Annotated in this window: 21 protein-coding genes and 1 pseudogene; 3 read left to right on the top strand and 19 right to left on the bottom strand. The window is 65.7% G+C overall.

Annotated elements, in window-relative coordinates:
* Positions 1–5 precede the first annotated feature (5 nt).
* From ACTPOE_RS01600 to flgB, 4 genes are all read right to left on the bottom strand, one after another.
* On the bottom strand, positions 6–1,445 hold the full coding sequence (locus tag ACTPOE_RS01600; RefSeq protein WP_458870445.1) for a flagellar hook-basal body complex protein: 1,440 nt from the start codon (positions 1,443–1,445) through the stop codon (positions 6–8).
* A 71-nt stretch (positions 1,446–1,516) separates the two neighbouring features.
* Positions 1,517–2,203 (bottom strand): flagellar hook capping FlgD N-terminal domain-containing protein, encoded by a 687-nt coding sequence (locus ACTPOE_RS01595; protein ID WP_458870444.1) that lies wholly within the window; start codon positions 2,201–2,203, stop codon positions 1,517–1,519.
* A gap of 11 nt (positions 2,204–2,214) precedes the next feature.
* Complete coding sequence (gene flgC, locus ACTPOE_RS01590) at positions 2,215–2,622, bottom strand: flagellar basal body rod protein FlgC (protein ID WP_458870443.1); 408 nt, start codon at positions 2,620–2,622, stop codon at positions 2,215–2,217.
* A 23-nt stretch (positions 2,623–2,645) separates the two neighbouring features.
* Positions 2,646–3,059 carry a flagellar basal body rod protein FlgB gene (gene flgB / locus ACTPOE_RS01585; protein ID WP_458870441.1) on the bottom strand — a complete coding sequence of 138 codons (414 nt, stop codon included), beginning with the start codon at positions 3,057–3,059 and terminating at the stop codon, positions 2,646–2,648.
* A 247-nt stretch (positions 3,060–3,306) separates the two neighbouring features.
* On the opposite strand from flgB, the gene flgA reads away from it, so the two are divergent.
* From flgA to ACTPOE_RS01570, 3 genes are all read left to right on the top strand, one after another.
* Complete coding sequence (gene flgA / locus ACTPOE_RS01580) at positions 3,307–4,014, top strand: flagellar basal body P-ring formation chaperone FlgA (protein WP_458870440.1); 708 nt, start codon at positions 3,307–3,309, stop codon at positions 4,012–4,014.
* Positions 4,015–4,102: 88 nt separating this feature from the next.
* Positions 4,103–4,390 carry a flagellar biosynthesis anti-sigma factor FlgM gene (gene flgM / locus ACTPOE_RS01575; RefSeq protein WP_458870439.1) on the top strand — a complete coding sequence of 96 codons (288 nt, stop codon included), beginning with the start codon at positions 4,103–4,105 and terminating at the stop codon, positions 4,388–4,390.
* Positions 4,387–4,824, top strand: coding sequence for a flagella synthesis protein FlgN (locus ACTPOE_RS01570; RefSeq protein ID WP_458870438.1), 438 nt, complete (start codon positions 4,387–4,389; stop codon positions 4,822–4,824). Before flgM ends, ACTPOE_RS01570 begins: the two co-directional genes overlap by 4 nt.
* Positions 4,825–4,884: 60 nt before the next feature.
* Here the strand turns inward: ACTPOE_RS01570 and flhF are convergent, their stop codons facing one another.
* From flhF to flhD, 15 genes and pseudogenes are all read right to left on the bottom strand, one after another.
* Complete coding sequence (gene flhF, locus ACTPOE_RS01565; protein WP_458870437.1) at positions 4,885–7,314, bottom strand: flagellar biosynthesis protein FlhF; 2,430 nt, start codon at positions 7,312–7,314, stop codon at positions 4,885–4,887.
* A complete protein-coding gene (gene flhA / locus ACTPOE_RS01560; RefSeq protein WP_458870436.1) occupies positions 7,311–9,425 on the bottom strand; it encodes a flagellar biosynthesis protein FlhA in 2,115 nt (704 codons plus the stop codon). Before flhA ends, flhF begins: the two co-directional genes overlap by 4 nt.
* The gene (gene flhB / locus ACTPOE_RS01555; protein WP_458870435.1) at positions 9,422–10,597 is read right to left on the bottom strand and encodes a flagellar biosynthesis protein FlhB; all 1,176 of its coding nucleotides are present in this window, start codon (positions 10,595–10,597) and stop codon (positions 9,422–9,424) included. The genes flhA and flhB overlap by 4 nt, the downstream gene beginning before the upstream one ends.
* An 89-nt stretch (positions 10,598–10,686) precedes the next feature.
* On the bottom strand, positions 10,687–12,237 hold the full coding sequence (locus tag ACTPOE_RS01550) for a methyl-accepting chemotaxis protein (RefSeq protein WP_458870434.1): 1,551 nt from the start codon (positions 12,235–12,237) through the stop codon (positions 10,687–10,689).
* A gap of 275 nt (positions 12,238–12,512) precedes the next feature.
* Positions 12,513–13,157 carry a protein phosphatase CheZ gene (gene cheZ / locus ACTPOE_RS01545; protein ID WP_458870433.1) on the bottom strand — a complete coding sequence of 215 codons (645 nt, stop codon included), beginning with the start codon at positions 13,155–13,157 and terminating at the stop codon, positions 12,513–12,515.
* A 13-nt stretch (positions 13,158–13,170) separates the two neighbouring features.
* On the bottom strand, positions 13,171–13,554 hold the full coding sequence (gene cheY / locus ACTPOE_RS01540) for a chemotaxis response regulator CheY (protein WP_458870432.1): 384 nt from the start codon (positions 13,552–13,554) through the stop codon (positions 13,171–13,173).
* A gap of 65 nt (positions 13,555–13,619) precedes the next feature.
* Entirely contained in the window at positions 13,620–14,687 is a 1,068-nt protein-coding gene (locus ACTPOE_RS01535; RefSeq protein ID WP_458870431.1) for a protein-glutamate methylesterase/protein-glutamine glutaminase, read from the bottom strand.
* 20 nt (positions 14,688–14,707) lie between these two features.
* Entirely contained in the window at positions 14,708–15,553 is an 846-nt protein-coding gene (locus ACTPOE_RS01530; protein ID WP_458870430.1) for a CheR family methyltransferase, read from the bottom strand.
* A 27-nt stretch (positions 15,554–15,580) separates the two neighbouring features.
* A complete protein-coding gene (locus tag ACTPOE_RS01525; RefSeq protein WP_458870429.1) occupies positions 15,581–17,323 on the bottom strand; it encodes a methyl-accepting chemotaxis protein in 1,743 nt (580 codons plus the stop codon).
* Between the two features lie 57 nt (positions 17,324–17,380).
* Positions 17,381–17,878, bottom strand: a complete 498-nt coding sequence (locus ACTPOE_RS01520; protein WP_458870427.1) for a chemotaxis protein CheW — start codon at positions 17,876–17,878, stop codon at positions 17,381–17,383.
* A gap of 23 nt (positions 17,879–17,901) precedes the next feature.
* The gene (gene cheA / locus ACTPOE_RS01515; RefSeq protein WP_458870426.1) at positions 17,902–20,007 is read right to left on the bottom strand and encodes a chemotaxis protein CheA; all 2,106 of its coding nucleotides are present in this window, start codon (positions 20,005–20,007) and stop codon (positions 17,902–17,904) included.
* Positions 20,008–20,295: 288 nt separating this feature from the next.
* Positions 20,296–21,150: pseudogene (gene motB / locus ACTPOE_RS01510) on the bottom strand (flagellar motor protein MotB); the annotation flags it as partial.
* Between the two features lie 18 nt (positions 21,151–21,168).
* Positions 21,169–22,041 carry a flagellar motor stator protein MotA gene (gene motA / locus ACTPOE_RS01505; RefSeq protein WP_458870424.1) on the bottom strand — a complete coding sequence of 291 codons (873 nt, stop codon included), beginning with the start codon at positions 22,039–22,041 and terminating at the stop codon, positions 21,169–21,171.
* A gap of 96 nt (positions 22,042–22,137) precedes the next feature.
* Complete coding sequence (gene flhC / locus ACTPOE_RS01500; RefSeq protein WP_458870423.1) at positions 22,138–22,701, bottom strand: flagellar transcriptional regulator FlhC; 564 nt, start codon at positions 22,699–22,701, stop codon at positions 22,138–22,140.
* Between the two features lie 3 nt (positions 22,702–22,704).
* On the bottom strand, positions 22,705–23,025 hold the full coding sequence (gene flhD / locus ACTPOE_RS01495) for a flagellar transcriptional regulator FlhD (protein WP_458870422.1): 321 nt from the start codon (positions 23,023–23,025) through the stop codon (positions 22,705–22,707).
* Positions 23,026–23,281: the final 256 nt, after the last annotated feature.

The raw sequence follows: 23,281 nt of genomic DNA, 5'->3' as shown, positions 1-23,281 counted from the left end.
TCCGCTTAACGCATGGTGATCAGGGTCTGCAGGATCTGGTCCTGCGTCTTGATCGTCTGGGCGTTGGCCTGGTAGGTGCGCTGGGCGATGATCATGTTCACCAGTTCCTGGGACATGTCCACGTTGGACTCCTCGATCGCCTGGCCCTTGAGAGTGGCCAGACCGTTGCTGCCCGGCGTGCCCACGATGGGCTGGCCCGAATTGGCGGTCTCGGCCCAGGCGTTGCCGCCCACGGGCTGCAGGCCCTGCAGGTTGGCGAAGTCGGCCAGGGCGATCGTGCCCATGGTCTTCTTCGCGCCATTGGTGTAGTTGGCGATCAGCTCGCCGTTGGTGCCGATGGACATGCTGGCGTATTCGCCGGTGGCGTAACCGTTCTGGACGAAGTCCTGGGAATAGCTGCCGCCGAACTGGGTGGAGCCGTCGTAGGCCACCTTGATGTTCAAGGGATCGGCAGGAGACGTCCCCCCGCCCGGCGTATAGGTAATCGTGGCGGGCGAACCGGATACGAGACGGCCGGCGCTGTCAAACTCGAGCGTTGCCGTATTGGTTGGGATGACATTGCCATCCACAACATAATTGACTTCCCAGACGCTGTTGCCGCCATTCGGTTCGCGCTTGGTGTAGTACTGCTCAACGCGATGTTCGTTCCCCAACGAGTCATAGACCGTCAGCGGAACCATTTTCGAGAAGGAATCGGGATTGGTGGGATTGAAAGCGACTGCGGTCACTGCAGGAACATAAGCGACATTGCTGCCTGTCGAAGGAATCGTGGCATCCGGCACGCCCGAAGCGATATTGACATTCACTGCCGGAGTTCCTGTTGTATATGCACCATCCGGAGGTGTCGATACTGTGGTGCCAGCGAGATCGCTATACCAGTCATTGGTACCCGGCCGGTAATAGTAAGTCGTAGACGTAGCACCCTGGGTCAATACAACCGTAGCAAGCGTTTCAGGAACGCTCGTCCCCGGCACCACGATCGCATTCGCATCCAGGTTGACCTTGTTGGTGATCGTGCTGGTCGCCTGCGGCGCGATGTTGCCGATCGGCACGGTCATGCCGATCAGGTTGGTGCCGCCCGGGGCGTAGCCCATCAGTTGCTGACCTTGGGCGTTGACGATCTTGTGGTCCTTGTCGGCAATGAACTGGCCGTTGCGGGTGTAGAGCTGGGCGCCGTTGGGCTGGGTCACCACGAACAGGCCCTTGGCCCCGTCGATGGCCATGTCGAACTGGTTGCCCGACGTGGACACGATCCCGGTGGTGAAGCGCTGGTTGATCGAGGCGACCTGCACGCCCAGGCCCACGCGCGAACTGGCGTAGACGTCGGCGAAGGTGGCCGATCCGGACTTGAACCCCACGGTGCCGGAGTTGGCGATGTTGTTGCCGATGACGTCCAGGTTTTGCGAGGCGGCGTTCAATCCGCTGAGACCTTGTCCGAAACCCATGATTGACCCCTTTCAGTGCGTGGTGCGTTGATTCGTGGAAACGGCGGCGCGTTCCGCGCCCGCCGTCTTGATTACATGACCTGCCGAACGTCCAGCAGGGAAATCTTCTGTCCCAGGGCCAGGTTGAGCCTGAGGCCTTCCGAGGTGTAGGCAATGCTGTTGATGTGGCCCGAGGTAAGCGCCTCGGCGGAGACCGCCTGTCCCTTGTCGTCGGACGCGGATACCTGGACGGTGTAGGCCCCGTCCGGCACGGGCGCGCCGGCGCCATCCAGACCATCCCACGTCATCGGGTAGATGCCGGCGTCCTTGGCATCGAGCTCGAATTCGCGCACGACCTTGCCGGCGGAATCCAGGATCGAAACCTTGGTCTTGGCCGCGCCGGACATCAGGTCGATACCGAAGGGCGTGGCGGCCTTGGCGCCCGTATCCGGATCGGTACCCAGAGAGATTTTCTCGCCGGGATACAGGATGTCCTTGCCGATCAGGCCGGCGGCCTGCAGGGACTGGGACATGTCCATCTGACCCGACAGGGCCAGCAGGGTATTGTTCAGGCCCTGGATGCCGTTGACCATGGACAGCTGCGCGATCTGCGAGGTGACCTCGGCGTTGTCCATGGGGTTCAGGGGGTCCTGGTTCTGCAGCTGCGTGACCAGCAAGGTCAGGAAGCGGTCCTGGGTGTCGCCCATCAGGTTGTTGGTCTGGGCATTGGCCAGCGGGGAGACGGTGTTCGAGCCGTAGACATCGTTCACGGTGGACATGGCGGGACTCCTTATTGACCCAGGGTGAGGGTCTTGGCCATCAGCGACTTGGCTGTGTTGATGACTTCCACGTTGGCCTGGTAGGACCGCGAGGCGGAAATCATGTTGACGGTCTCGGCGACGACGTCGACGTTGGGCAGGGTGACGTACCCCCGGGCATCCGCCAGTGGATTGCCGGGATCGTACTGGATGCGCGGGGGCGCGTTGCTTTCGAGGACAGAGGCGACCTTCACGCCGCCGACGGCCTCGGAGCGGGCCGAGGGCGTCATCTGGAACACGACCTGCCGGGCCTTGTAGGGCTGGCCGTCGGGACCGACGGCGCTCTCGGCGTTGGCGATGTTGCTGGCCGACACGTTCATGCGCTGGGACTGGGCCGACAGCGCGGAACCGGCGATCTGAAAGATGCTGAAGGTGGACATGGCGGTCTCCGTGGCGCGGCCGGTTATTGCTGGATCGCGGCCAGCAGGGATTTGATGCGCCCGTTCAGGACCTGCAGGTCGGTCTGGTAGCGCATGGTGTTGTCCGCGAACTGGGTGCGCTCGGCGTCCATTTCGACCGTGTTGCCATCCAGGCTGGGCTGGGACGGCACGCGGTACAGTTCCTGGGCGGGGCCTCTGGTGTGGGCGCTGGCCGGGATGTGACGCGCCGAGGTCAGCGCCAGGGACGTGTCCGGCAGGCGCGGCAGGCCGCCCTCGCCCATGGCCTCGCGCAGTGTGGCGTTGAAATCGATGTCGCGCGCCTTGTAATTGGGCGTGTCGGCATTGGCGATGTTGGACGCCAGGACTTCCTGCCGCTGCTGGCGCAGAGCCAGGGCTTTCTGGTAGAACTCGAGGTCCTTGCCGATACGATCGATCATGGCTTTACACTGAAACGGATGAGCGGAGTGCGCGCCACCGTGCACCAAATGATCCCCCGACCATTCGCGGCTTTTCGCACGCCACCATAGTACGGTCCCCACCGGGGGGATAAACGCCAAAACAAAGCGGGGATTGAAGCCCTATTCGGCCGATGCGGCCAGGCGGCCTGGCGGCCACGGTGAGTCTCCGGCATCCGGCACCCGCCCGGCGGATCCGGACATCCGGGCGAGACACTACAATGAGGCCATGCGCGCATTCCGACTCCTGCGGCTCCTGCCGTTCCTGCTGTTCGCCGCGGCCCCGCCGGGGCCTGCGCGCGCGCAGGCGGCCCGCCCCACCCTGCAGGATCCGGCCGCCGTCATCGCCCAGGTCGAGGTCCTGCTGAAGGACCGGGCGGCCTCCTGGCCGGGCCGGGCCGTCATCAGCGTGGATCCCCCCCGCATCGCGAACCAGCAGTCCTGCGAGCGGATGGAGGCCTTCCTGTCCGGATCCGGCCTGCAGCCGCGCACGCCCGTCGGGGTGCGCTGCCTGGCGCCGCAGCCCTGGACGATCTACGTCCAGGCCAGCGTCCAGATCCTGGGCACCTATTTCGTCGCCAACCGCCTGATCCGGCGCGACGAGATCCTGGGCCTGGACGACCTGGACACCCGGGAAGGCGACCTGCTGCGCAATCGCCGGCTGATCGGCGATCCCGCTCACATCGTCGGCTGGATCGCCACGCGCCGCATCCGCGCCGGGGGTGCTATCGAGTCCGGCGCCCTGCGGGACCCGAACGCCATCCAGCGCGGTCAGCAGGTCCGTACCATCGCGCGCGGCGTCGGCTTCGTCGCCACCAGCGAGGGCCAGGCCCTGGAATCCGGCAGCCCCGGCGCGCAAATCCAGGTCCGCACCCCCAAGGGACAAATCATCACTGGCACAGTGATCGACGCCCACACGGTCCAGGTTATGATGTAGATGTTCCGGGCGCACCTAAAGAATCCGCCCGGGCCGCCGTTACTGGGAATGCACCAATGATCCTTCCCATCCAACCCGGAGACGAGTCTTGAAAATCAATTCCACTTCGTCCAACCCCCCGCTGAACGGGGTGGCCGGGGGAACGCGCGGCGACACGGCCTCCCATGCCGCGTCCGGCTCGGCCGCCAGCAACCGCACGGCGGTCGACCTCAGTCCCGCCGCCCGCCATCTGGCTGCCCTGAACGACGGCGGCGCCGACGTCCAGGCGGAACGCGTCCAGCAGATCCGCGACGCGCTGGCCTCCGGCGAACTGAAGATCGACCCCAGCAAAATCGCCGACGGCCTGCTGGCCAGCGTGCGTGACCTGCTGAAATGAACCTGGGCGACAAACTGCTGCGGTGCGTTCAGGCCCAGTCGGACCTGCTGGATGAATTCATCCAGGCGCTGGAAGCCGAATCCGCCGCCTTGCTGGACGACCCCACGAATCTCGCCCTGGCCGAGCTGACCCAGCGCAAGAACGACTACGCGCAACGCCTGGCGCAGCTGGATCGGGATCGCGTGCGCATTCTGAACGAACTGGACCAGAGCGACGATGCCGCCGGCATCGACGCGGTCTGCGCCGTCTATCCCGAATTGCGCGCGATCTTCGATGCGCTGTTCGAGCGCGCCGACCGCGCCGGCCGGCTGAACCAGGACAACGGTCAGATCCTGCGCACCTTCATGGAACACAACCAGCGGGCACTGGACACCCTGCATTCCCTGATCAATCAGGATCTGTACGACGCGCGCGGGCGACTGCCCCGCCGTTAAAGCCCCCCACTTTTGGCCATGAAGCGGTCCGGCGGCCAGAAAACCGCCATGCAATGAACGTCAGTTCGCCAACAACTCTTTTAATGCATACAGCTTGAGCAGCCCCGCGTGAGCCTGGCGCGGCGCGAGCCGGTCGGCGCCCAGCATGCGGGCCGCGACCCGGGCCGCCGGCGCCAGAGCCGGATCCTGAGCCAGGCGCCAGGCCGCCAGCCCCATCTGGGCTACGAACACAGCCCGATCGACCAGGGGTTCGCGCCCGGCATCGGCCAGCAGCGGCGCGGCCTGGCGCCAGGCCGCATGGCACTCCTGGCGCAGGATCAAGGCGCGAGCGATCCGGACGGGATCGGGCTCCACCGCCATTCCGGCCATGGCATGCCAGACCTTCAACAGACGCCCGTCTCGGGGATCCACCGCCCGCAGGCTGAAGATCCGCACCGGCAGCGCGGATTCACCCCGGGTACGCAATTCGGCCAGGCCCGCCGCCGCCCACCAGGCCGGCCCGGCATCTTCCAGCCCCGCGGCCGACAACAGCGGCCAGAACACCCGCGCGTCCAGCGGCTGATACATCAGCGACTGGACGGCGGCCGACAGGACGCCGGGTTCGTCGTCCAGGAAGACCCGGGCACGGGGGCTGCTGGCGGCCAGCCAGCGGTGGTCGCCCGCGCTCAAGGCGCGCAGCAGGGTCTGGCCGCCGCCGTCGAACACATGCAGGACCGCGACGGGAGTGTCCTCGGTCTCTGTCTCGGCCTCGATCTGCATCAATAACGTGTCGGCCGCCGAGGGCGCGTGGTTCCGGCTTCCACGCGGCACCTCCGGCTGGCCGCCTCCCGAGGGAGTGCTTTTTGCCAGGGAGCGGCCCGGCGGCAGAAATCGGGCCCCCTGCGGCGTATGCCAGCCATCCGCCAGACCGATCTGCTGGGTGGCCGCGGCCAGCGGCCGGCCCTGATCGTCGAACCAGGCGGCCCCCGACCAGGCGCCGCGCCGGCCCTGCCAATCCAGGGACTGGCACGCGTGCACGACCAGGGCCGACCGGGTTTCGTCCAGGCCGCCGCGGGCGACCCGGCGCAGATGCTCGATGGCCTCGGCGGCCGGCGGCAGATCGCCCGCCGCCCGGCTGCGCCACAGGTCGTAGGCTTCGGACAGCACCGGATCCTCGTCCTGCAGGGCCACGGCGGAACGCAACTGATCCATGCCCAGCGCGTCCCCATGCGCCGAACCGGTCAGCAGCTGCGGCAGCAGGATCTGCTGGCGACGCCGCTCGGCGGCGGCGTCCGGACTGTCGGCCGGCTGCGTCATGGACAGCAGCGCCGCCAGGTCGGCCTCGGAAGGCGCGTACAGGGTACGGTTGGCCTGGGCCGGCGCCAGCGCCCGGTCCACGAGTTCCGCGGCCGACAGGAACAGCAGATTTTCCGGAACCTTCTGGCCGTTGGACACGTAATGGATTGGGAGCTTGTAGCGGATCGCCGTGTCCAGCGCGGCGCCCAGGCGCGAGGCCTCGTCGATCTTGGACACGATGCAGCCGCGCAGCGGCGTGCCGCCGTCGCCGGCATAGGATCGGGCGACCTCGTCCAGCGTGTCGCCGTGGCTGACGGCGTTGAGCACCAGCAGGCGCTCGATCTTGCGTCCGGCGCCCGCCAGCAGGGCGGCCTGCTCGTGGATGTAGCGGTCGCGCTGGCTGATGCCGACATTGTCGATCAGCAGAGTCTGGTCCGGATGCACGGTCAGCATGACGCGACGCATCTCATGGACGTCCTGCACGACATGCACAGGCACGCGCAGCATCTGGCCGTAGATCTTGAGCTGCTCGTGCGCGCCGATCCGGTAGGTGTCGGTCGTCACCAGCACCAGGCTGCCCGGGCCGCCGCGGCGCACGCAACGAGTGGCGAGTTTGGCCACCGTGGTGGTCTTGCCCACGCCGGTCGGACCGACCAGGGCCAGCGCCAGGCCGGGCTGCCAGAGTGCGTCCTCGGACTCCAGCACCGGCAGATGGCGGACCAGTTCGTTGCGCGCCCACTGAAGGGTGGCCCGGGCGGCGGCCTGCTCGGGCATGTGCTTGAGCATGGCCCGCAGCAGCGCCGTGCTGAAACCAAAGCGCAGCAGGTTCTGGAACAGGGTGACCGCCTGCGGTGAACGGCGCAGTTGATTGCCCCACAGCAGCTCATCGATGCGGGTTTCCAGGGAGCCCTTGAGCTCGCCGATGGCGCCCATCAGATCCCCGCCCGGCGCGCCGGGCGGATGGTGCCCCGCGGCGGCATGCGGCGCGGGCGCAGAGGACCCGGCGGCGGGACGGGCCGGCATGCGGGACGGCGACGGCCGGGAGGTCGCGGCGGCCGCGCCGCCGTCCGGCAAAGACGTCTGGTCGGTGGCGAGGATTTCCACCCCGCCGTTGACCCGCTTGTTGGAAATGATCAGGGCGTCGGGCCCTAGTGCGAGGCGCACCTGTCGCATGGCCTCGCGGTTGGTGGCACCGAAAAAACGACTGATGTTCACGCAGGACTCCCACCGACGACCGCAGTGACCCGAATGATACGCTCTTCAGGGATTTCGGCGCTGGAGAGCACCGCCATGTGCGGCAGGTGATGGCGCAGGAAGCGCGACAGCGAGGCCCGCAGCACCGAAGGCACGACCAGCACGGGCGCGTCGCCCCGGTCTTCCTGCTCCTGGACGATGCGCTCGACGTCGCCCAGCAGGTTTTCCGCCAGGCCGGGCTCCAGGGCGCCGCTGCTGCCCAGAGCCTGCATCAGCACCCGCTCCAGGCGGGCGTCCAGACCGATGACGCGCAGTTCCGTCTCGCCCGCGAACCAGTGCTGGACGATCGCCCGCCCCAGCACCACCCGGACCTGAGCCAGCAGTTCGTCCGCGTTCGGCCCGGTATTGGCCGGATTGAGGGCGGCCAGGCGAGGCGCGTGCTCCGTGATGGTCTCGAGGATGCTGAGCATATCGCGGATGGGAACGTCCTCGTCGAGCAGGCTGCGCAGCAGGTTCTGCAGCTGCGGCAGGGAGATGGTCTTGGGCACCAGATCCTCGACCAGCTTGGGCACGTCGCGGGCGACATGATCCAGCAGTTGCTGGGTTTCCTGGCGGCCCAGCAGGCGCGATCCGTAGCGGTGCATCAGGTGGTTCAGGTGGGTGGCCACCACCGTGGCGGTATCGACCACGGTATAGCCGGCGATCTGGGCCTGTTCGCGCAGAGCCGGATCGATCCAGAACGCGGGCAGGCCGAAAGCCGGATCCTTGGTCGGCGTGCCCTGGATCGTGCCCGTCACCCCGCCCGGATCGATGGCCAGCCATTGCCCGGTCTGGGCGACGCCGCGGCCGATCTCCACGCCGAACAGCAGGATGCGGTAGTCCGTGGGCTTGATTTCCAGATTGTCGCGGATATGCACGACCGGCGGCAGGAAGCCCATTTCCTGGGCGAATTTCTTGCGCAGGCTGCGGATGCGATGCAGCAGTTCGCCGTTCTGCTGATGATCCACCAGGGAAATCAGGCGGTAGCCGACTTCCAGACCGAGCGGATCGACGGGAGCCACGTCGTCCCAACTGGCCTCGGCGGCGGCGGCCACGGCGGCCGCCTGCTCCTGGCCCGGGTCGGCGGCGGCCGCCTGGAGATCGCGCTGCTGGCGCTGGAGCAGCAGCCAGCCGCCCCCGCCGATGATGGCCGCCAGAAGCAGGAAGGCCACATGCGGCATGTTGGGGATCAGGCCCATCAGCGTCAGGATCCCGGCGGTGATGAACATCACGTTGGGATTGGAGAACAGTTGCCCGATCATCTGCTGGCCGACATCCCGGTCGTCGGCCACGCGCGAGACCACCACGCCGGCCGCGGTGGAAATCACCAGTGCCGGGATCTGCGCCACCAGGCCGTCGCCGATGGTGAGCAATGTGTAGACGGTGCCCGCGTCCGAGGCCGACAGGCCGTGCTGGGCCATGCCGACGATCAGGCCGCCGATGATGTTGATCACCATGATCAGCAGGCCGGCCACGGCGTCCCCGCGCACGAACTTGCTGGCGCCGTCCATGGCGCCGTAGAACTCGGCTTCCTGGGAGACCTCGGCGCGGCGGCGGCGGGCTTCGTCCTCGCCGATCAGGCCGGCGTTCAGGTCGGCGTCGATGGCCATCTGCTTGCCAGGCATGGCATCCAGGGTGAAACGCGCGCCGACTTCGGCGATGCGGCCCGCGCCCTTGGTGATGACAGTGAAATTGATGATCACCAGGATGATGAACACCACGATGCCGACGGCGAAGTTGCCGCCCACCAAAAAATATCCGAAGGCCTCGATGACCTGGCCGGCGGCGTCCGGGCCCTTGTGACCGTTGAGCAGCACCACCCGGGTGGAGGCGACGTTCAGGGAAAGGCGCAGCAGCGTGGCGAACAGGAGCACCGAGGGAAAGGCGGCGAAATCCAGCGGCTTGCGCGTGAACATGGCCACCAGCAGGATCATCACCGACAGGGAGATGTTGAAAGAGAACAGCAGATCCAGGATGAAGGGCGGCAGCGGCAGGATCATCATGGCCAGGACCATGAGGATCAGCACGGGCCCGGCCATCAGGCGGGCATGCCCCGAGCCGTGGGCCTTGAGAAAATCCAGGAAACTGTTCATGAGGCGGGGACCAGGGCCTGTTCAGAGCCTTGTTGCAGGCCGCGTTGCGGGTCGAATTCGGGCGGCACGCGCAGGTCCTGCGGTGCCTGCGGCAGTGTACCCGAGCCCTGCCGCCAGTTGCGCAGCTGGTAGACCCAGGCCAGGACCTCGGCCACGGCGGCGTACAGGGCCACGGGGATTTCCCGGTCGATCTCGACATGATGATAGAGCGCGCGCGCCAGCGGCGGAGCCTCCAGCAGGGCGACGCCGTGCCGGCCGGCCAGCTCGCGGATCTGCGCGGCGATCAGGCGGGTGCCCTTGGCCACAACCACGGGCGCCCCGCCCTGCCCTTCGCGGTAGCGCAGGGCCACGGCGTAATGGGTCGGGTTGGTGACGACCACATCGGCCTCGGGCACGGCGCTCATCATGCGCCGCCGCGCCATGGTGCGCTGCTGCTGGCGGATGCGGCCCTTGACGTAAGGATCGCCATCGCTGTCCTTGTGTTCCTGCTTGACGTCTTCCTTGGACATGCGCAGCTGCTTGGCATGGTTCCAGAGCTGCCAGGGCACGTCGATCAGCACGATGATGACCAGCGACGAAGCGATCAGCAGGCAGCACAACGCGGTCAGGTCCAGCCCGCGCGCCAGGGCCTCGGTGGGCGCCATGCGGGACAGGGCCAGCATGTCGTCCCGGTAGGCCCAGATGACCTTGACGCCGACGAAGCCGACCAGTCCCGCCTTGGCGAGGGTCTTGACCAGCTCGATCAGGGTCTGCGCGGCAAACAGACGCTTGATCCCCGACAGCGGATCGAGCCGCTCGAACTTGGGCTCCAGTGCTTTGGGCGAAAGCAGGAACCCTCCCAGCGCCACCGAGGAAAAGATGCCGATCACCAGCAGCAGACCCATGAACGGCAGCACGATCAGCAGCCCATGCCAGGCGGAATCGCCCGCCACGTCGAGCATGACCAGGGGGTCGCGCGCGATCCGGGTGTCGAACCACAGACCGTTGAGCACGATGCCGCGCAGCGTGCGGAAGATCGTCTCACCCCCGAACCACAGGGCGCCGATGCCGCCGATCAGGGCCATGAAGGTGCCCAGCTCGCGGGAACGCGCGACTTGGCCCTCCTCGCGCGCCTTTTCCAGCCGCCGTGGAGTCGCTGCTTCTGTTTTTTCGAGATCGCTATCCTGGGCCATGCTCAGCCGACGACAATGCAAACAGCCTGGATTGTAGTGTCCGGGCTGTCCGGGCGAAGCCCGGATAAAAGCGCATTAGGCGCGGCAATTCAAGGGCTTGCAAGCCGGGCCGTGATGGCTGGCGCGACGGCGGGGGAAACGGCCTGCTCGAACTGCAGATAGTCCAGGCCGATGCGCACGGCCCCCCAGCGGGTGCCGTCCAGGTCCACGGGCACGGAAACGTCGGTGATGATCTCCCCGGTATCGCGCATATAGGTCTGGCACAGCACCCCGCCCCGATTGCCGATCGCGCCCCGGCTGATCTGGTCATCGAACAGGCGCTTGTCACGCACGTGCAGCGTATCGTGCGCCACATCCCCGGTGGGCGGACGGGAATAGCGGCGATTGTGCGTCGGCGCATAGCCGTTCATGTCCACCAGGATCGCGTAGTAACCATGCGGCACCTGCTCCAGCACCGCGTCGAGGATGCCCTGCAGGGCCTGGTCGATGACCTGGTCGTAGGCCACGTGATAGCGCGGCGGCTGGCTGCCGGGAATCTGGCGGTAGGCCTTGTCGAAAACGTCCAGACCGTCGGCGCGGGCCCGACGCAGCACCCCGGCGCAGCGGTCGCGCAACTGGCCGAGACAAGCCGCCAGATCGTCGAAGGGCGTGGCGCCAGTGCGCCACGCCGCCAGCATTTCCTGCAGGCTTTCGGTCTGGGTGCGCACGCCATGCACCTGCTCGCGCATGGATTGCATGCGCTGGCGCAGGATGGCGCTGTGATCGGCGATGCGGCCGATGGACCGGCTCATGTCCTGGTTGGTCTGGTTGACTTGGGCGACATGATCGGCCATGCCGTCCAGCTGGACGCCGACGCCGCCCAGTTCGCGCACCAGGCCATCGAACTGCCGGGCAAAGTCGTCCACGAGCCGGTCGGACGCGCGCATGTCGGCATGGATGGACTGACTCTGCCGCTCGGTGTCGGACACCAGGCCGAGGATTTCCCCCGTGTGCTGGACGATATCGCCAGTGGCCGCGTTGACACGCTCGGCCAGCTTGCCGACCTCGCTGGCGACCACGGCGAAACCCCGGCCGGCCTCTCCGGCGCGGGCGGCCTCGACCCCCGCGTTCAGGGCCAGCAAATGGGTCTGGAGGGCGATATCCTTGATCAGACGGCTGGTGTCCTCGACCGATCGCGCCCGACGGCTGAGCTGGGCGATGACCTCGGCGAAGGACTGCATTTGTGTCGTAACCCGGGTCACCCGCCGGTGCAGGTCGGCCAACTGCTCCTGGGTGGAGCGCAGGCCCCCGAGCTGCTGGCGGAACACGCCGGCGGCGTCCGCCACGATGTCGTTGGTCCGCTGCGAAAGACTGGCGATCTGGGTGCCCTGGGCCGACAGGCTCTCGGCCTCGCGGGCCTGATCGTCGGCCATGGCCTCGCAGGCCTGGGTGTGCGCCTGCAGGCGGGCGGCATTGATGGCGATGCGGATGCTGGACTGGCGCATGACGACGAAGCGTTCGCGCAGAGCCCCCAGGAAGCGCCCGACCGGCAATGCCAGGGGACTGAGGGTCCAGGCCCGGTCATTCAGAGTGGCCCGGCCGCGGCGCAACTGCCGCATCAGGCGTCCCAGACCCAAGTATCTTCCGCGCATATTGGACATGCTGCCTCCTTTGTGAAGAAGGGGCCGACATCGGCCACGAATCCCCGGATCACCGCCTCCCCGACCGGTTCGTTCATATTGGGTTGCAGACCTTACGCGGGACTTACATGTCATTCCAATGTTGCATTGTCCCGGGAAAACCCCAGGGGTGGAGGAGAGTCCGCAGGGGACTGAATCAAACCGCCGCAGCCCTCCACCTCGCCGCTTGCAAGCGGCTCGGATTCGGCAGGCTTGCATCAGTCCGCAGGGGACTGATGCAAGTCCTGCCTCATCCATCAGAATCCCAGACTCGCCAGCAGGTCGTCGACCTGGTCCTGATTGGTGACCACGTCGCTCTTGCCCGCGGCGTTGACCACCGGGCCGTTGAGCAGCGCCTTGGTCTCCTCACGTTTTTCCTGGGGCACGTTGTCGATCAGCACCTGAACCAGCTCGGTCTCGATGACGCCGATCACGCCCAGCATCTTCATGATCACCTGGCCGGTCAGGTCCTGGAAATCCTGGGCCATGATGATTTCCATCACGTTGTTCTGGGAGGACTGCGTCTTTTCGGGGACATCCTTGAGGAAGGCCCGGGTATCATCCACCAGCGCGCGCGCCTGGTCCAGTTCGACCGGATGGTCGAACCAGTCCTGCCAGCGGGCGTCCAGGGCCTTGGCATCGCGCTGCATCGATTCCTGCCAGGGCTGGATCTGCTCGGCCGCGTTGAGCACCCGGTTGGCCGCCTGTTCGGTCATCTGAGCCACGTAGTGCAGCCGGTCGCGCGCGTCGGGAATGGCGTGAGCGGCGTCCTTGATTGCCTGGTCCAGGCCCAGTTCGCGCATGCTCATGCGCAGGGTGCGGGTGAGCTGCGCGATGCGCTGGATCAGGTCCATGGAAGGTTCCACGAAATCCCGTTGACCGGAAGATTGATCCGTCGTCATGATGCGCCTCCGATCAGAGTTTTTCGAAGATCTTGTTCAGTTTTTCTTCCAGGGTGGCGGCCGTGAAGGGCTTGACCACGTAGCCGTTGGCGCCGGCCTGGGCCGCCGCGATGATATTTTCCTTCTTGGCCTCGGCCGTGACCATCAGCACGGGCAGGCTGGCCAGGTTGGGATCGGCGCGGATGTTCTGCAGCATGGTCAGCCCGTCCATATTGGGCATGTTCCAGTCCGACACCACGAATTCGAAGCCGCCGTTGCGCAATCTCTCCAGCGCCATGGCGCCGTCCTCGGCCTCATCGACGTTTTCAAACCCCAGGTCCTTGAGCAGGTTCTTGACGATCCGGCGCATGGTGGGAAAGTCGTCGACGACCAGGATTTTCATCGTTTTCTGTACCACGGATCACTCTCCAATCAATAAAAAAAGCAGGGTATTCGGGTACCCGATGCCTCTGTTCAAATCCGTCAAACACGGTTTCCGAAGGAGCCGGCGCTTTTCAGGATACGTTCGCTGAGTTCATCCAGCGGGACAGCCTCCTCGGCGGCTCCGATCAGCAGCGCTTCGCGTGGCATGCCGAAGACGACGCAGCTGGCCTCGTCCTGGGCGAAGGTGCGCGCGCCCGCCTGGCGCATCGCCAGCAATCCTTGGGCGCCGTCCTTGCCCATGCCGGTCAGGATGACGCCGATGGCGTTCTTGCCGGCCACCAGGGCGGCCGAGTGGAACAGTACGTCCACGGAAGGCCGATGGCGGTTCACGGGGTCGCTGTATTCCAGCTTGACCACGTAATTGGCCCCGGAGCGGGCGAGCTTCATGTGGGCCACGCCGCCCGGCGCCAGATAGACGTGGCCGGGCAGCACCCGCTGGCCGTCCTCGGCCTCATGGACCTGCACGGCGCACAGACCGTCCAGGCGCTGTACGAAGGACTTGGTGAAGCCGGCCGGCATGTGCTGGGTGATCATGATCGCCGGGCTGTTGACCGGCAGGGGCTCGAGCACATGGCGGATGGCCTCGGTCCCGCCCGTGGACGAACCGATCATGACGAGCTTTTCGGTCGTGGAGAAATTGCCCGACAGGCGCGGTCTCGCGGGCTCGCCCCCAGGCTGGGCCGGGCGCGGGCGCAGACGGGCGTGAGCGGCGGCACGGATCTTGTCGGCGATCATGTCGCCGTAGTCCATCAGGCCGTCGCGCAGACCGAGCTTGGGTTTGGTGACGAAATCGACCGCGCCCAGTTCCAGCGCCCGGATGGTGACTTCCGAATTGCGTTCGGTCAGCGAGGACACCATCACCACCGGCATGGGCCGCAGGCGCATCAGCCGCTCCAGGAAATCCAGGCCGTCCATGCGCGGCATTTCGACATCCAGGGTCAGGACGTCGGGATTGTGCTGCTTGATGAGCTCGCGCGCGATGAGCGGATCAGGCGCGGTGGCCACGACCTCGAGGTCGGGTTGGCTGTTGATGATTTCCGTCATCAGACTGCGCACCAGGGCGGAGTCGTCGACGCACAGTACGCGAATTTTCTTGTTGATGGCCATTTTCAGCAGGATTCCCCGGATCAGGCGACGGAATAGACCGTCTGCCCCTGAAGGCGCAGGGATTTGGTCAGATAAGTGAAGTTTTCCGAATGGCCCGCGAACATCAGGCCGCCCGGTTTGAGCAGAGGCACGAAACGCTCCAGGATCCGGGTCTGGGTCGGCTTGTCGAAATAGATCATGGTATTGCGACAGAAGATCGCATCGAACTTCTGGTTGACCGGCCAGCTGGAGGCCACCAGGTTCAGTTCCTCGAAGGTCACCATGTTGCGGATCACGGGCTTGATCATGGCCATGCCGGCCTGGCGTCCCGCCCCGCGCAGGAAATAGCGCCGCAGGAACTCCGGGGGCACGGGCTTGACACGATCCAGGGTGTAGACGCCCTTGCGCGCCTGGGCCAGGGCCTGGGTGTCGATGTCCGTCGCCAGCACCGACAGGCCGGCTTCGGATTGGCCGCAGGCGTCATGCAGCGTCATGGCCAGGGTGTAAGGTTCTTCGCCGGTGGACGAGGCGCAGCACCAGACCGAGATGGGCTTGCGACGGGCGCGCGCGAAGTCCGCCAGGATGCGGAAATGATGCTGCTCGCGGAAGAAGGCCGTGTGATTGATCGTGAAGGCACTGATGAAGCGGTCCCACTCATCGGCCTGGGGATTCTGTTCCAGGTAATCCAGGTAGCCCCGGACCGTGGACGATCCCGCATGGTGGGCCCGCAGGCCCAGGGTGCGGGCGGCCATGTCCTTCTTATGATCACCCAGGATGATCCCCGCCCGCCGGTGCAGCACCTGCACCGCGCGCGCCAGATCCGCCGCGTCGGCCTTGGGCAGGGCCGGCTGCGAAAAATAGGAGGCGGAAGGCGCGTCGTGGATCATGGCGGTGTCGTGGCGGGGAGTGCTGGATCAGGCCTGTCCCAGCGCCAGGGCCTGCTGGCCGGCGCGCGGCGTATAGCCCAGCTGCCCGCCCTGGACGTCGATCACCCGTCCGCCCTCCTGCAGCCGGAAGGCGGCGACGGCCGTGCCGAGATGTTCAGCCTGGTCCAGCAGCGAACCGGCGGCGCTGGCCGCCTCCTGGACCAGGGCGGCGTTCTGCTGCACGACGTGGTCCATGTCGTTGACGGCCGCGTTGATCTGGCTGATGCCGTCGGCCTGCTCGCGGGAAGCCGAGGAAATCTCGTTCATGATGGCCGTGACGCCCCGCACGGAACGGACAATCTCGCTCATGATCCGACCGGCGTCCTGGACACGTTCCGAACCTTCGCGCACCCGCACCACGGAATCGTCGATCAGCCCCTTGATTTCCTTGGCGGCCTGGGAACTGCGCTGGGCAAGCGACCGGACCTCGCCAGCCACCACGGCGAAGCCCTTGCCCTGTTCGCCGGCGCGGGCGGCTTCCACCGCGGCGTTCAAGGCGAGGATATTGGTCTGGAAGGCGATGCCGTCGATCACACTGACGATCTCGGCGATCTTGCCCGAACTCTGGGTAATGCCGATCATGGTCTCGGCTACGCTGGTGACGGCGGCCCCGCCGCGCTCGGCCACGTCCGCCGCCGTCTTGGCGAGCTGGTCGGCCTGGGCGGCATTGTCGGAATTCTGCCGCACGGTGCCGGCGAGCTGTTCCATGCTGGCGGCGGTCTGCTGCAGGGAAGCCGCCTGCTGCTCGGTACGGCTGCTGAGGTCGGTATTGCCGGTAAATATCTCCTGGGCGCCCAGGCGGATCTCGCCCACGCCGTTGCGCACCGAGGACACCATGCGCACCAGGCTGTCCTGCATGCGCTGCATCGCCAGGTAGAGCACGCCGATCTCGTTGCGCGAGGGCACGTGGATGGCCTCGGTGAGGTCGCCCGCCGCGATCCGGTCGAAATGCTGTCCGGCCACGCGCAATGGCCGCAGTACCACACGCTGCAGGAACAGGTAGGCGGCTACGGCGAACAGCAGCGCCACCCCCATGGACACACCGACGATGAGGATCACCAGGCGCAGGTGCGCGGCCTCGTCCTCCACGGCCCGGGCGGTCTGCGCCTGCTGACTCTGCTTGAGCGCCTGGACGGCCTGCTCGAAACGGCGTTCGGCCGGATCGACGCTTTCGGACTGCAGTTTCTCGTACTGCTCGATCTTCCCGGCCTTGAGCTGCGTCAGAACGGGAGGCAGTTCCCGGTCGAGCAGGCGGGCATAGGACTGGACGATCTGCTCGACCTGGCCGACCTGCTCGCCGCCGGCCATGTGTTCCTGGGCGGACGAGCGGAACCGGTCGAACGTCTCGCGCGCCTGCCCCAGGCGGGCCTCCGCCTGGTCGATCAGTGTCCGCGAACTCTCGCTGAGCACGCCGGCACCGGTCGACGAATCGCCGCCCGAACCCCACTCGGACAGGATGGCGCTGTTGGCCAGATCGCTGTTGATGACGATGCTGCCCAGGGTGCGGCCCAGCAGCACCTGGGCTTCCCGGTAGCGGCCGACGGACTCGTCCAGCAGCCGGACGGTTTCGTCGTCGGCGGCGATTTCCTGCAATGCCTCATTGTTCATCTTCAGGGACAGCACGCCCAGCAGCGCCCCCGAAATGAGCATGAAAAAGAAAAAAACAAGCACCAGGACCAGGCTGGTGCGGACCTTGAGCGCGCCGATGAACGATTTTCCATCTGATTGCATGAGATCAAACCCAGTGAATGAAACCCGCCGGGGGCGTGAGACAAAGGAATCGCCCGATCAGGCGACCGCGTCCTCGACCAGCGCCATTTCCTCGCTGGTCATGAGCTTTTCGATATCGACCAGGATCAGCATGCGCTCGCCCACGGTACCGATGCCCGTCAGGTGCTCGGTGGAGAACGCCGAGCCGAACTGCGGCGCCGCGCTGATCTGCGACGGCTGCAGGATCAGCACGTCGGACACGCCGTCGACCACCACGCCCACGATCCGGGAGCGGACGTTGAGGATCACCACCACGGTCTGCGAGGTGTATTCCACATTGTCCATGTTGAACTTCAGGCGCAGGTCGATGATGGGGACGATCACGCCACGCAGATTGGTGACGCCCTTGACGAAGGACGGCACGTTGGCGATGCGCGTGACAGTCTGGCTGTCGTAGCCCCGGATCTCCTGCACTTTGAGGATGTCGATCCCGTATTCCTGATTGGCCAGGGTGAAGATCAGGAATTCCTTGCCCTGGGTTTCTCCCTGCGTCTGCTTGGGGGTGGCTTGATTCATGATGGCTCCGGATAGGATGTGGGTCAGGCGGCCGCGCCGGCCCGCAACGAGGTGGTACGCCGCAGGGCGAACACGTCGACGATCAGGGCCACGCTGCCGTCGCCCAGGATCGTGGCGGCCGATATGCCCGGCACCTTGCGATAATTGGTTTCGAGATTCTTGACCACGACCTGGTGCTGGCCGATCAGATGATCCACCATCAGGGCGAAGCGCTGGTCCTCGGCCTGGAGGATCACGGCGATGGCCCGGGTCAGGTCGGTTTCTGCCTGGCCCACGTTGAAGACCTCGTGCAATGCGACGATGGGCAGGTATTCCCCGCGCACGTGCAGGACCTGTTCGGTCTCGGAAATGCGGTGGATCTGTTCCTGCGTGGCCTGCATGGATTCGGTAACGTGGGACAGCGGCAGGATGAAGGTTTCCTCGCCGACCTTGACCGACATGCCGTCCAGGATGGCCAGCGTCAGGGGCAGGACGATGCGGGTGGTGGTGCCCTCGCCCTTGCGCGAGGCGAGCTGCACGTGGCCGCCCATGCTCTGGATATTGCGTCGCACCACGTCCATGCCGACCCCGCGTCCCGAAATGTCGGTGATCTTCTCGGCCGTGGAGAAGCCCGGCGCGAAGATCAGCTGCCAGAGTTCGTCGTCGGGGGTCGCCTCGGACACCGGGAAGCCGGAGGCAATCGCTTTTTTCAGGATCCGCTCGCGGTTCAGGCCGGCGCCGTCGTCGATCACATCGATGATGATCTGGCCACCGTTGTGCTGGGCCGACAGAATCAGCGTGCCTTCCGGATCCTTGCCCTGGGCGGCTCGGACTTCGGGCGTTTCCAGGCCATGGTCCAGGCTGTTGCGCACCAGGTGGGTCAGCGGATCGATGATGCGTTCGATCAGGCTCTTGTCGAGTTCGGTCGCCTGTCCCTTGGTGACCAGCCGGATGCGCTTGCCCAGTTTGGTCGCGTTTTCCCGCACCACGCGCGGGAAGCGGCTGAAGACGTAATCCATGGGCATCATGCGGATGGACATCACGGCTTCCTGGAGATCGCGCGCGTTGCGGTCCAGTTGTTCGATGCCGTTGAGCAGACGGTCGTGCAGCACCGGGTCCAGCGTCTGGGACGTCTGCAGCAGCATGGCCTGAGTGATGACGAGTTCGCCCACCAGGTTGATGATCTGGTCGACCTTTTCCACGCCCACGCGGATAGTGCCGCTTTCCTTGGGCTTGGAGGTCTTGGTTCCGCCCGCGCCGCCGGTCTTGTCGGCGGATTCGGCGGCATCCCGGGAGCCGGCCGGCTCCGGGGTCTCTTGCGCGGGCGCGGCGGCGGGAGCCGCATCCGCGGCCGGTGCCAGGGCGGGAGCGGGCTCGGCCGCGGGGGCCGCCGCCACAGGAACGGGCGCGGCGGCGGGAACGGCGCCCGGCACGGCCTCGCGGATGACGGAGACCTGGTCGGCGTTCACGATGAAGCAGCAGACGGCCTCGAGATCGGCGGCCGGGGTGGTGGTCTGCAGCCACAGCGACAGGTCTCCGCCGCTGTGTTCCCTATGCAGGATCTGGCCCATGAGCGCCATCTCGTTGGCCAGCGATTCGACATCCTTGTCCTGGATGCTGCTGATCCGGACGCGGATCGGCAGGTCATCGGCGGCGGCCTGGGGCGCGGCGGCGGCCTGGGGCGCGGCGGCGGACGCCGCCGGAACCGGCGCGGACGCCGGAGCGGCCGACGCCGACGCGCCGCCTTGCTGCTGTTCCAGAGCGAGCTGGCGCAACTGAGCGCAAATGCGCTCATAAACCTGCTGATCGGGCTTTCCCGAGCCGCGGTAGGCGGCGACTTGATCGGTCAACACGTCCTTGGTTTCCAGAAAGAGGTCGATCATATCCTGCCGCAGAGGCATTTCCCCATGACGGATCAGGTCCAGAAGGTTTTCCAGCAAATGGGTGGTCTTGGCCAGCTCCTCGAAGCAGCCGAAGGTGCCCGCCCCGCCCTTGATGGAATGCGCGGCCCGGAAGATGCCATTGAGCACGTCCGGATCGGGCCGCTCCAGGTCGAGGTTCAGCAGCTGCTGCTCCATATTGGTCAGCAGTTCGTCGGCTTCGTCGAAGAACGTATCGAAAAACTCACTCAGGTCCACACCTGCACTCATGATCCATCCTCACCCTTGATTGCCCGGTGCGCCGGCCGGAGAAGCCGCCGGCGCGCCTGTGGATTGCCCCGCTGGGGGGGATACGGTCGCGGCGCCCGGCTCCGGAGCGGAGCCCGCGGCCGGCGCGGAAACTGCAGGCTCCGGCTGGACGGCCGGCGCGGCGGCGGGACCGGCTCCGGGAACCGGTGCGGCCCCCGGAGCCGGCGCGGAGCCGTCCCCTGCCCCGGCTCCCCCCTCGGAAACGGGGGGATGCCGGAGCAGTTCCAGCCGCTCGCGGATTTTCATGCCGTCCTGGCCGGCGGCGTTCTGTTCGTCGATGCGCCGTTCGGCCCGGCGATTCAGCACCAGGATGCTGATCCGGCGGTTGACGGCCGCCATGGGATCGTCCTTGATCAGGTCGACGGTATCGCCCAACCCCAGGATGCGCTTGATCTTGTTCTCGACCAGCCCGCCCGCGACCAGCTCGCGGCGCGCCGCGTTGGCGCGGTCCGCCGACAGTTCCCAGTTGCTGTAGTTGCGGTCCCCGGACGCGTAGCGCAGCGCGTCGGTATGGCCGGAAATCGCGATCGAATTCGGCAGCTGACTGATCAGCGGGGCGAGTTCCCGCAGAATGTCGCGCATGTAGGCCTGCACCACCGCGCTGCCGGTGGCGAACATCGGCCGGTTCTGCTGGTCCAGGATCTGTATCCGCAGGCCGTCGGGCGTCATGTCCAGCAGCAGCTGAGGCCTGAACTGACGCAGCACCGGATTGTGCTCGATCAGGTTATCGAGCTTCTGCTTCAAATTTTCCAGACTCTCCTGATCGGCTTGGTCCTCCAGGGACTCTGAGTCGCTTTCGGGGTTGGCCGAGGGCAAAGGACTCATGTTGGGGATCACGCTGGGATCGCCGCCGGGGATCTTGGACTCGCTGTTGTCCATTTTTTCGCCGCCCGTGATCGCCGTCATCAGCGGCATGCGGAAGTATTCCGCGATGGACTGAAGGTCTTTTTTCGGCACCAGCAGCAGCAGCCACATCACCAGGAAGAAGGCCATCATCGCGGTCATGAAGTCCGCGTAGGCGATCTTCCAGCTGCCCCCGTGATGGGATTCGCCGTACGCCCGCTTGCGGCGAACGACGACGCGGCCGGTATCGTGCTTGGCCATGCCCCCTGCCCCCTTGCGTCAGCGGCCCGCCGCCTGATTCTTCGTCTGCCGCACGTGGGCCTCGAGCTCGGAGAACGAGGGACGGACGGACGAGAACAGGACCTTGCGGCCGAATTCGACGGCCAGCGGCGGCGGGTAGCCGTTCATGCTGGCGAGCAGGGTGACCTTGATGCATTCGAGCACCTTGATCGAGGCGACCGACTGGCGCTCGACCGCCGAGGCGAACGGCGCGCAGAAGCCATAGGACAGCAGGATGCCCAGAAAGGTCCCCACCATGGCCTTGGAAATCAGGTCGGCCAGGACGGCCGGCGGCTGATCGACGGCCGACAGGGCCTTGACCACCCCCAGCACCGCGGCCACGATGCCGAAGGCGGGCAGCCCATCGGCCACGGCGCGCACGGCGTTGACCGGGGTGTGGTGCTCGTTGTGCAGCGCCTCGATTTCCTGGTCCATCAGCGTTTCGATCTCGAAGGAATTCATGTTGCCGCTGATCATGATGCGCAGGTAGTCCGTCAGGAACTCCATCAGCTTGGCGTCCTTCTGAACCTGGGGGTACTGGGTGAAGATGGCGCTGGCCTTGGGATCCTCGATGTCGGACTCGATCGACATCAGCCCGTCGCGCCGGGCCTTGTTCAGCAAGGTGTACAGCAGGGCCAGCAACTCCATGTAGAGCGGCTTGCCATAGGGATTGCGCTTGAGGGCCTTGGGAACGGCCTCGATCAGCAGCTTGATCGAGGCGCCGTTGCTGGAGGCGATGTACGCACCCAGCGCCGCGCCGCCGATCAGCGTGAATTCGAAGGGCTGATACAGGGCGCCCATATGGCCGCCCATGGCGATGAAACTGGCAAAGACCCCCGCCCCTACGATCAGGTATCCCAGGATGATAAACACGTGCGCATGCCTCGAGAGTCAGAATACTGCCATCATCCCTGTTTTCCCGCATTCAAAAGCATGGTTAAACAGGTCTTTTTGTCCACAAATCCCGAATCAGGCCGACAAACGCGCCGCCGACCGGCGACGCGCACGGGTCTTGCCCGCCCGGGGCGGAGGCTTGCAGATGGCGCAGACGAATCCCGATTCCGGATCATGCGCATGGGCGACGAACAGGCCCCGGCACTGCTGGCAGCCGGACAACTGCACCAGCCCGCTTTCGAAGAAGCGCACCAGCATCCAGGCCCGCGTGAAGCTGAGCACCGGCTCATCGCAGTCCTCGCCGGGCTGCAAGCCCACCGAGGACTGCTCCAGGTACAACCGATAGGCCTCCACCAGCGCCTGCGATTTCTTCGCCGGGGTGAAGGTATCCATATATCGGTAGATGTTGTAGAACAGGCTGGAGTGAATGTTCGGCAGCCAGGTCATGAACCAGTCCACCGAAAACGGCAGCATGCCCTTGGGGGGCGAAGCGCCCTTGACCTCGCGGTACAGACGCGCCAGCCGGTCGTAGCTGAGGGATGTTTCCGCCTGCAGCACCTGCAGGCGGGCACCCAGGCGGATCATGTCCGTGGCGAGCAGGATGTCATCGGCTTCGCGGGAAACACTCTTGCTGGACATGGCTCAGGCGGATACGGTTTCCTGCCGGGCCATCAGGATGGTGGAATGTGCCTGCTGCAGCACGCCGCCAAGAACTTCGTGGGTCAGGGAATTGAGCAGCTGGGCGTCGTTCAGGCGGAAGGCGCACAGCACGGAATTGGAGCTGGCCAGCCGGACGATCTGGGCCGGCGACAGATTGAGGATGATTTCCGCGACATCGGCGTCGAAGCCCAGTCGGAACATGCCGGCGGCCAGATTTTCACGCAGCAGGCGCTGGGCCAGCATCAGGTAGGACAGATTGACCTCGCGGATGTCATTCAACAGCGTGGAATCGAGAGTGGACATGGGATCCCCTTTTGGCTATTACCGGATCCCGCGAGCGGAAACCGGCCTCGTCGCAGGCAAGCCGGTGGCGATGCCTGCCCCTGAATCAATTGTCACAAATTGCCAGTCACAATAATTAAATTCAGACATCAAAAATACATTTACATGCACATTTGACATGGACGGTAGGAGTATAGCCTTAACTGTCCAGAATTTTGACGCTACTTAACATTTAACAAAAGAAATTTTTGTTTTTGGATGTAATTTATTCTAGGGA

Source organism: Castellaniella sp. WN (assembly GCF_054457555.1).
This window is presented reverse-complemented; position numbering and strand designations above follow the sequence as displayed.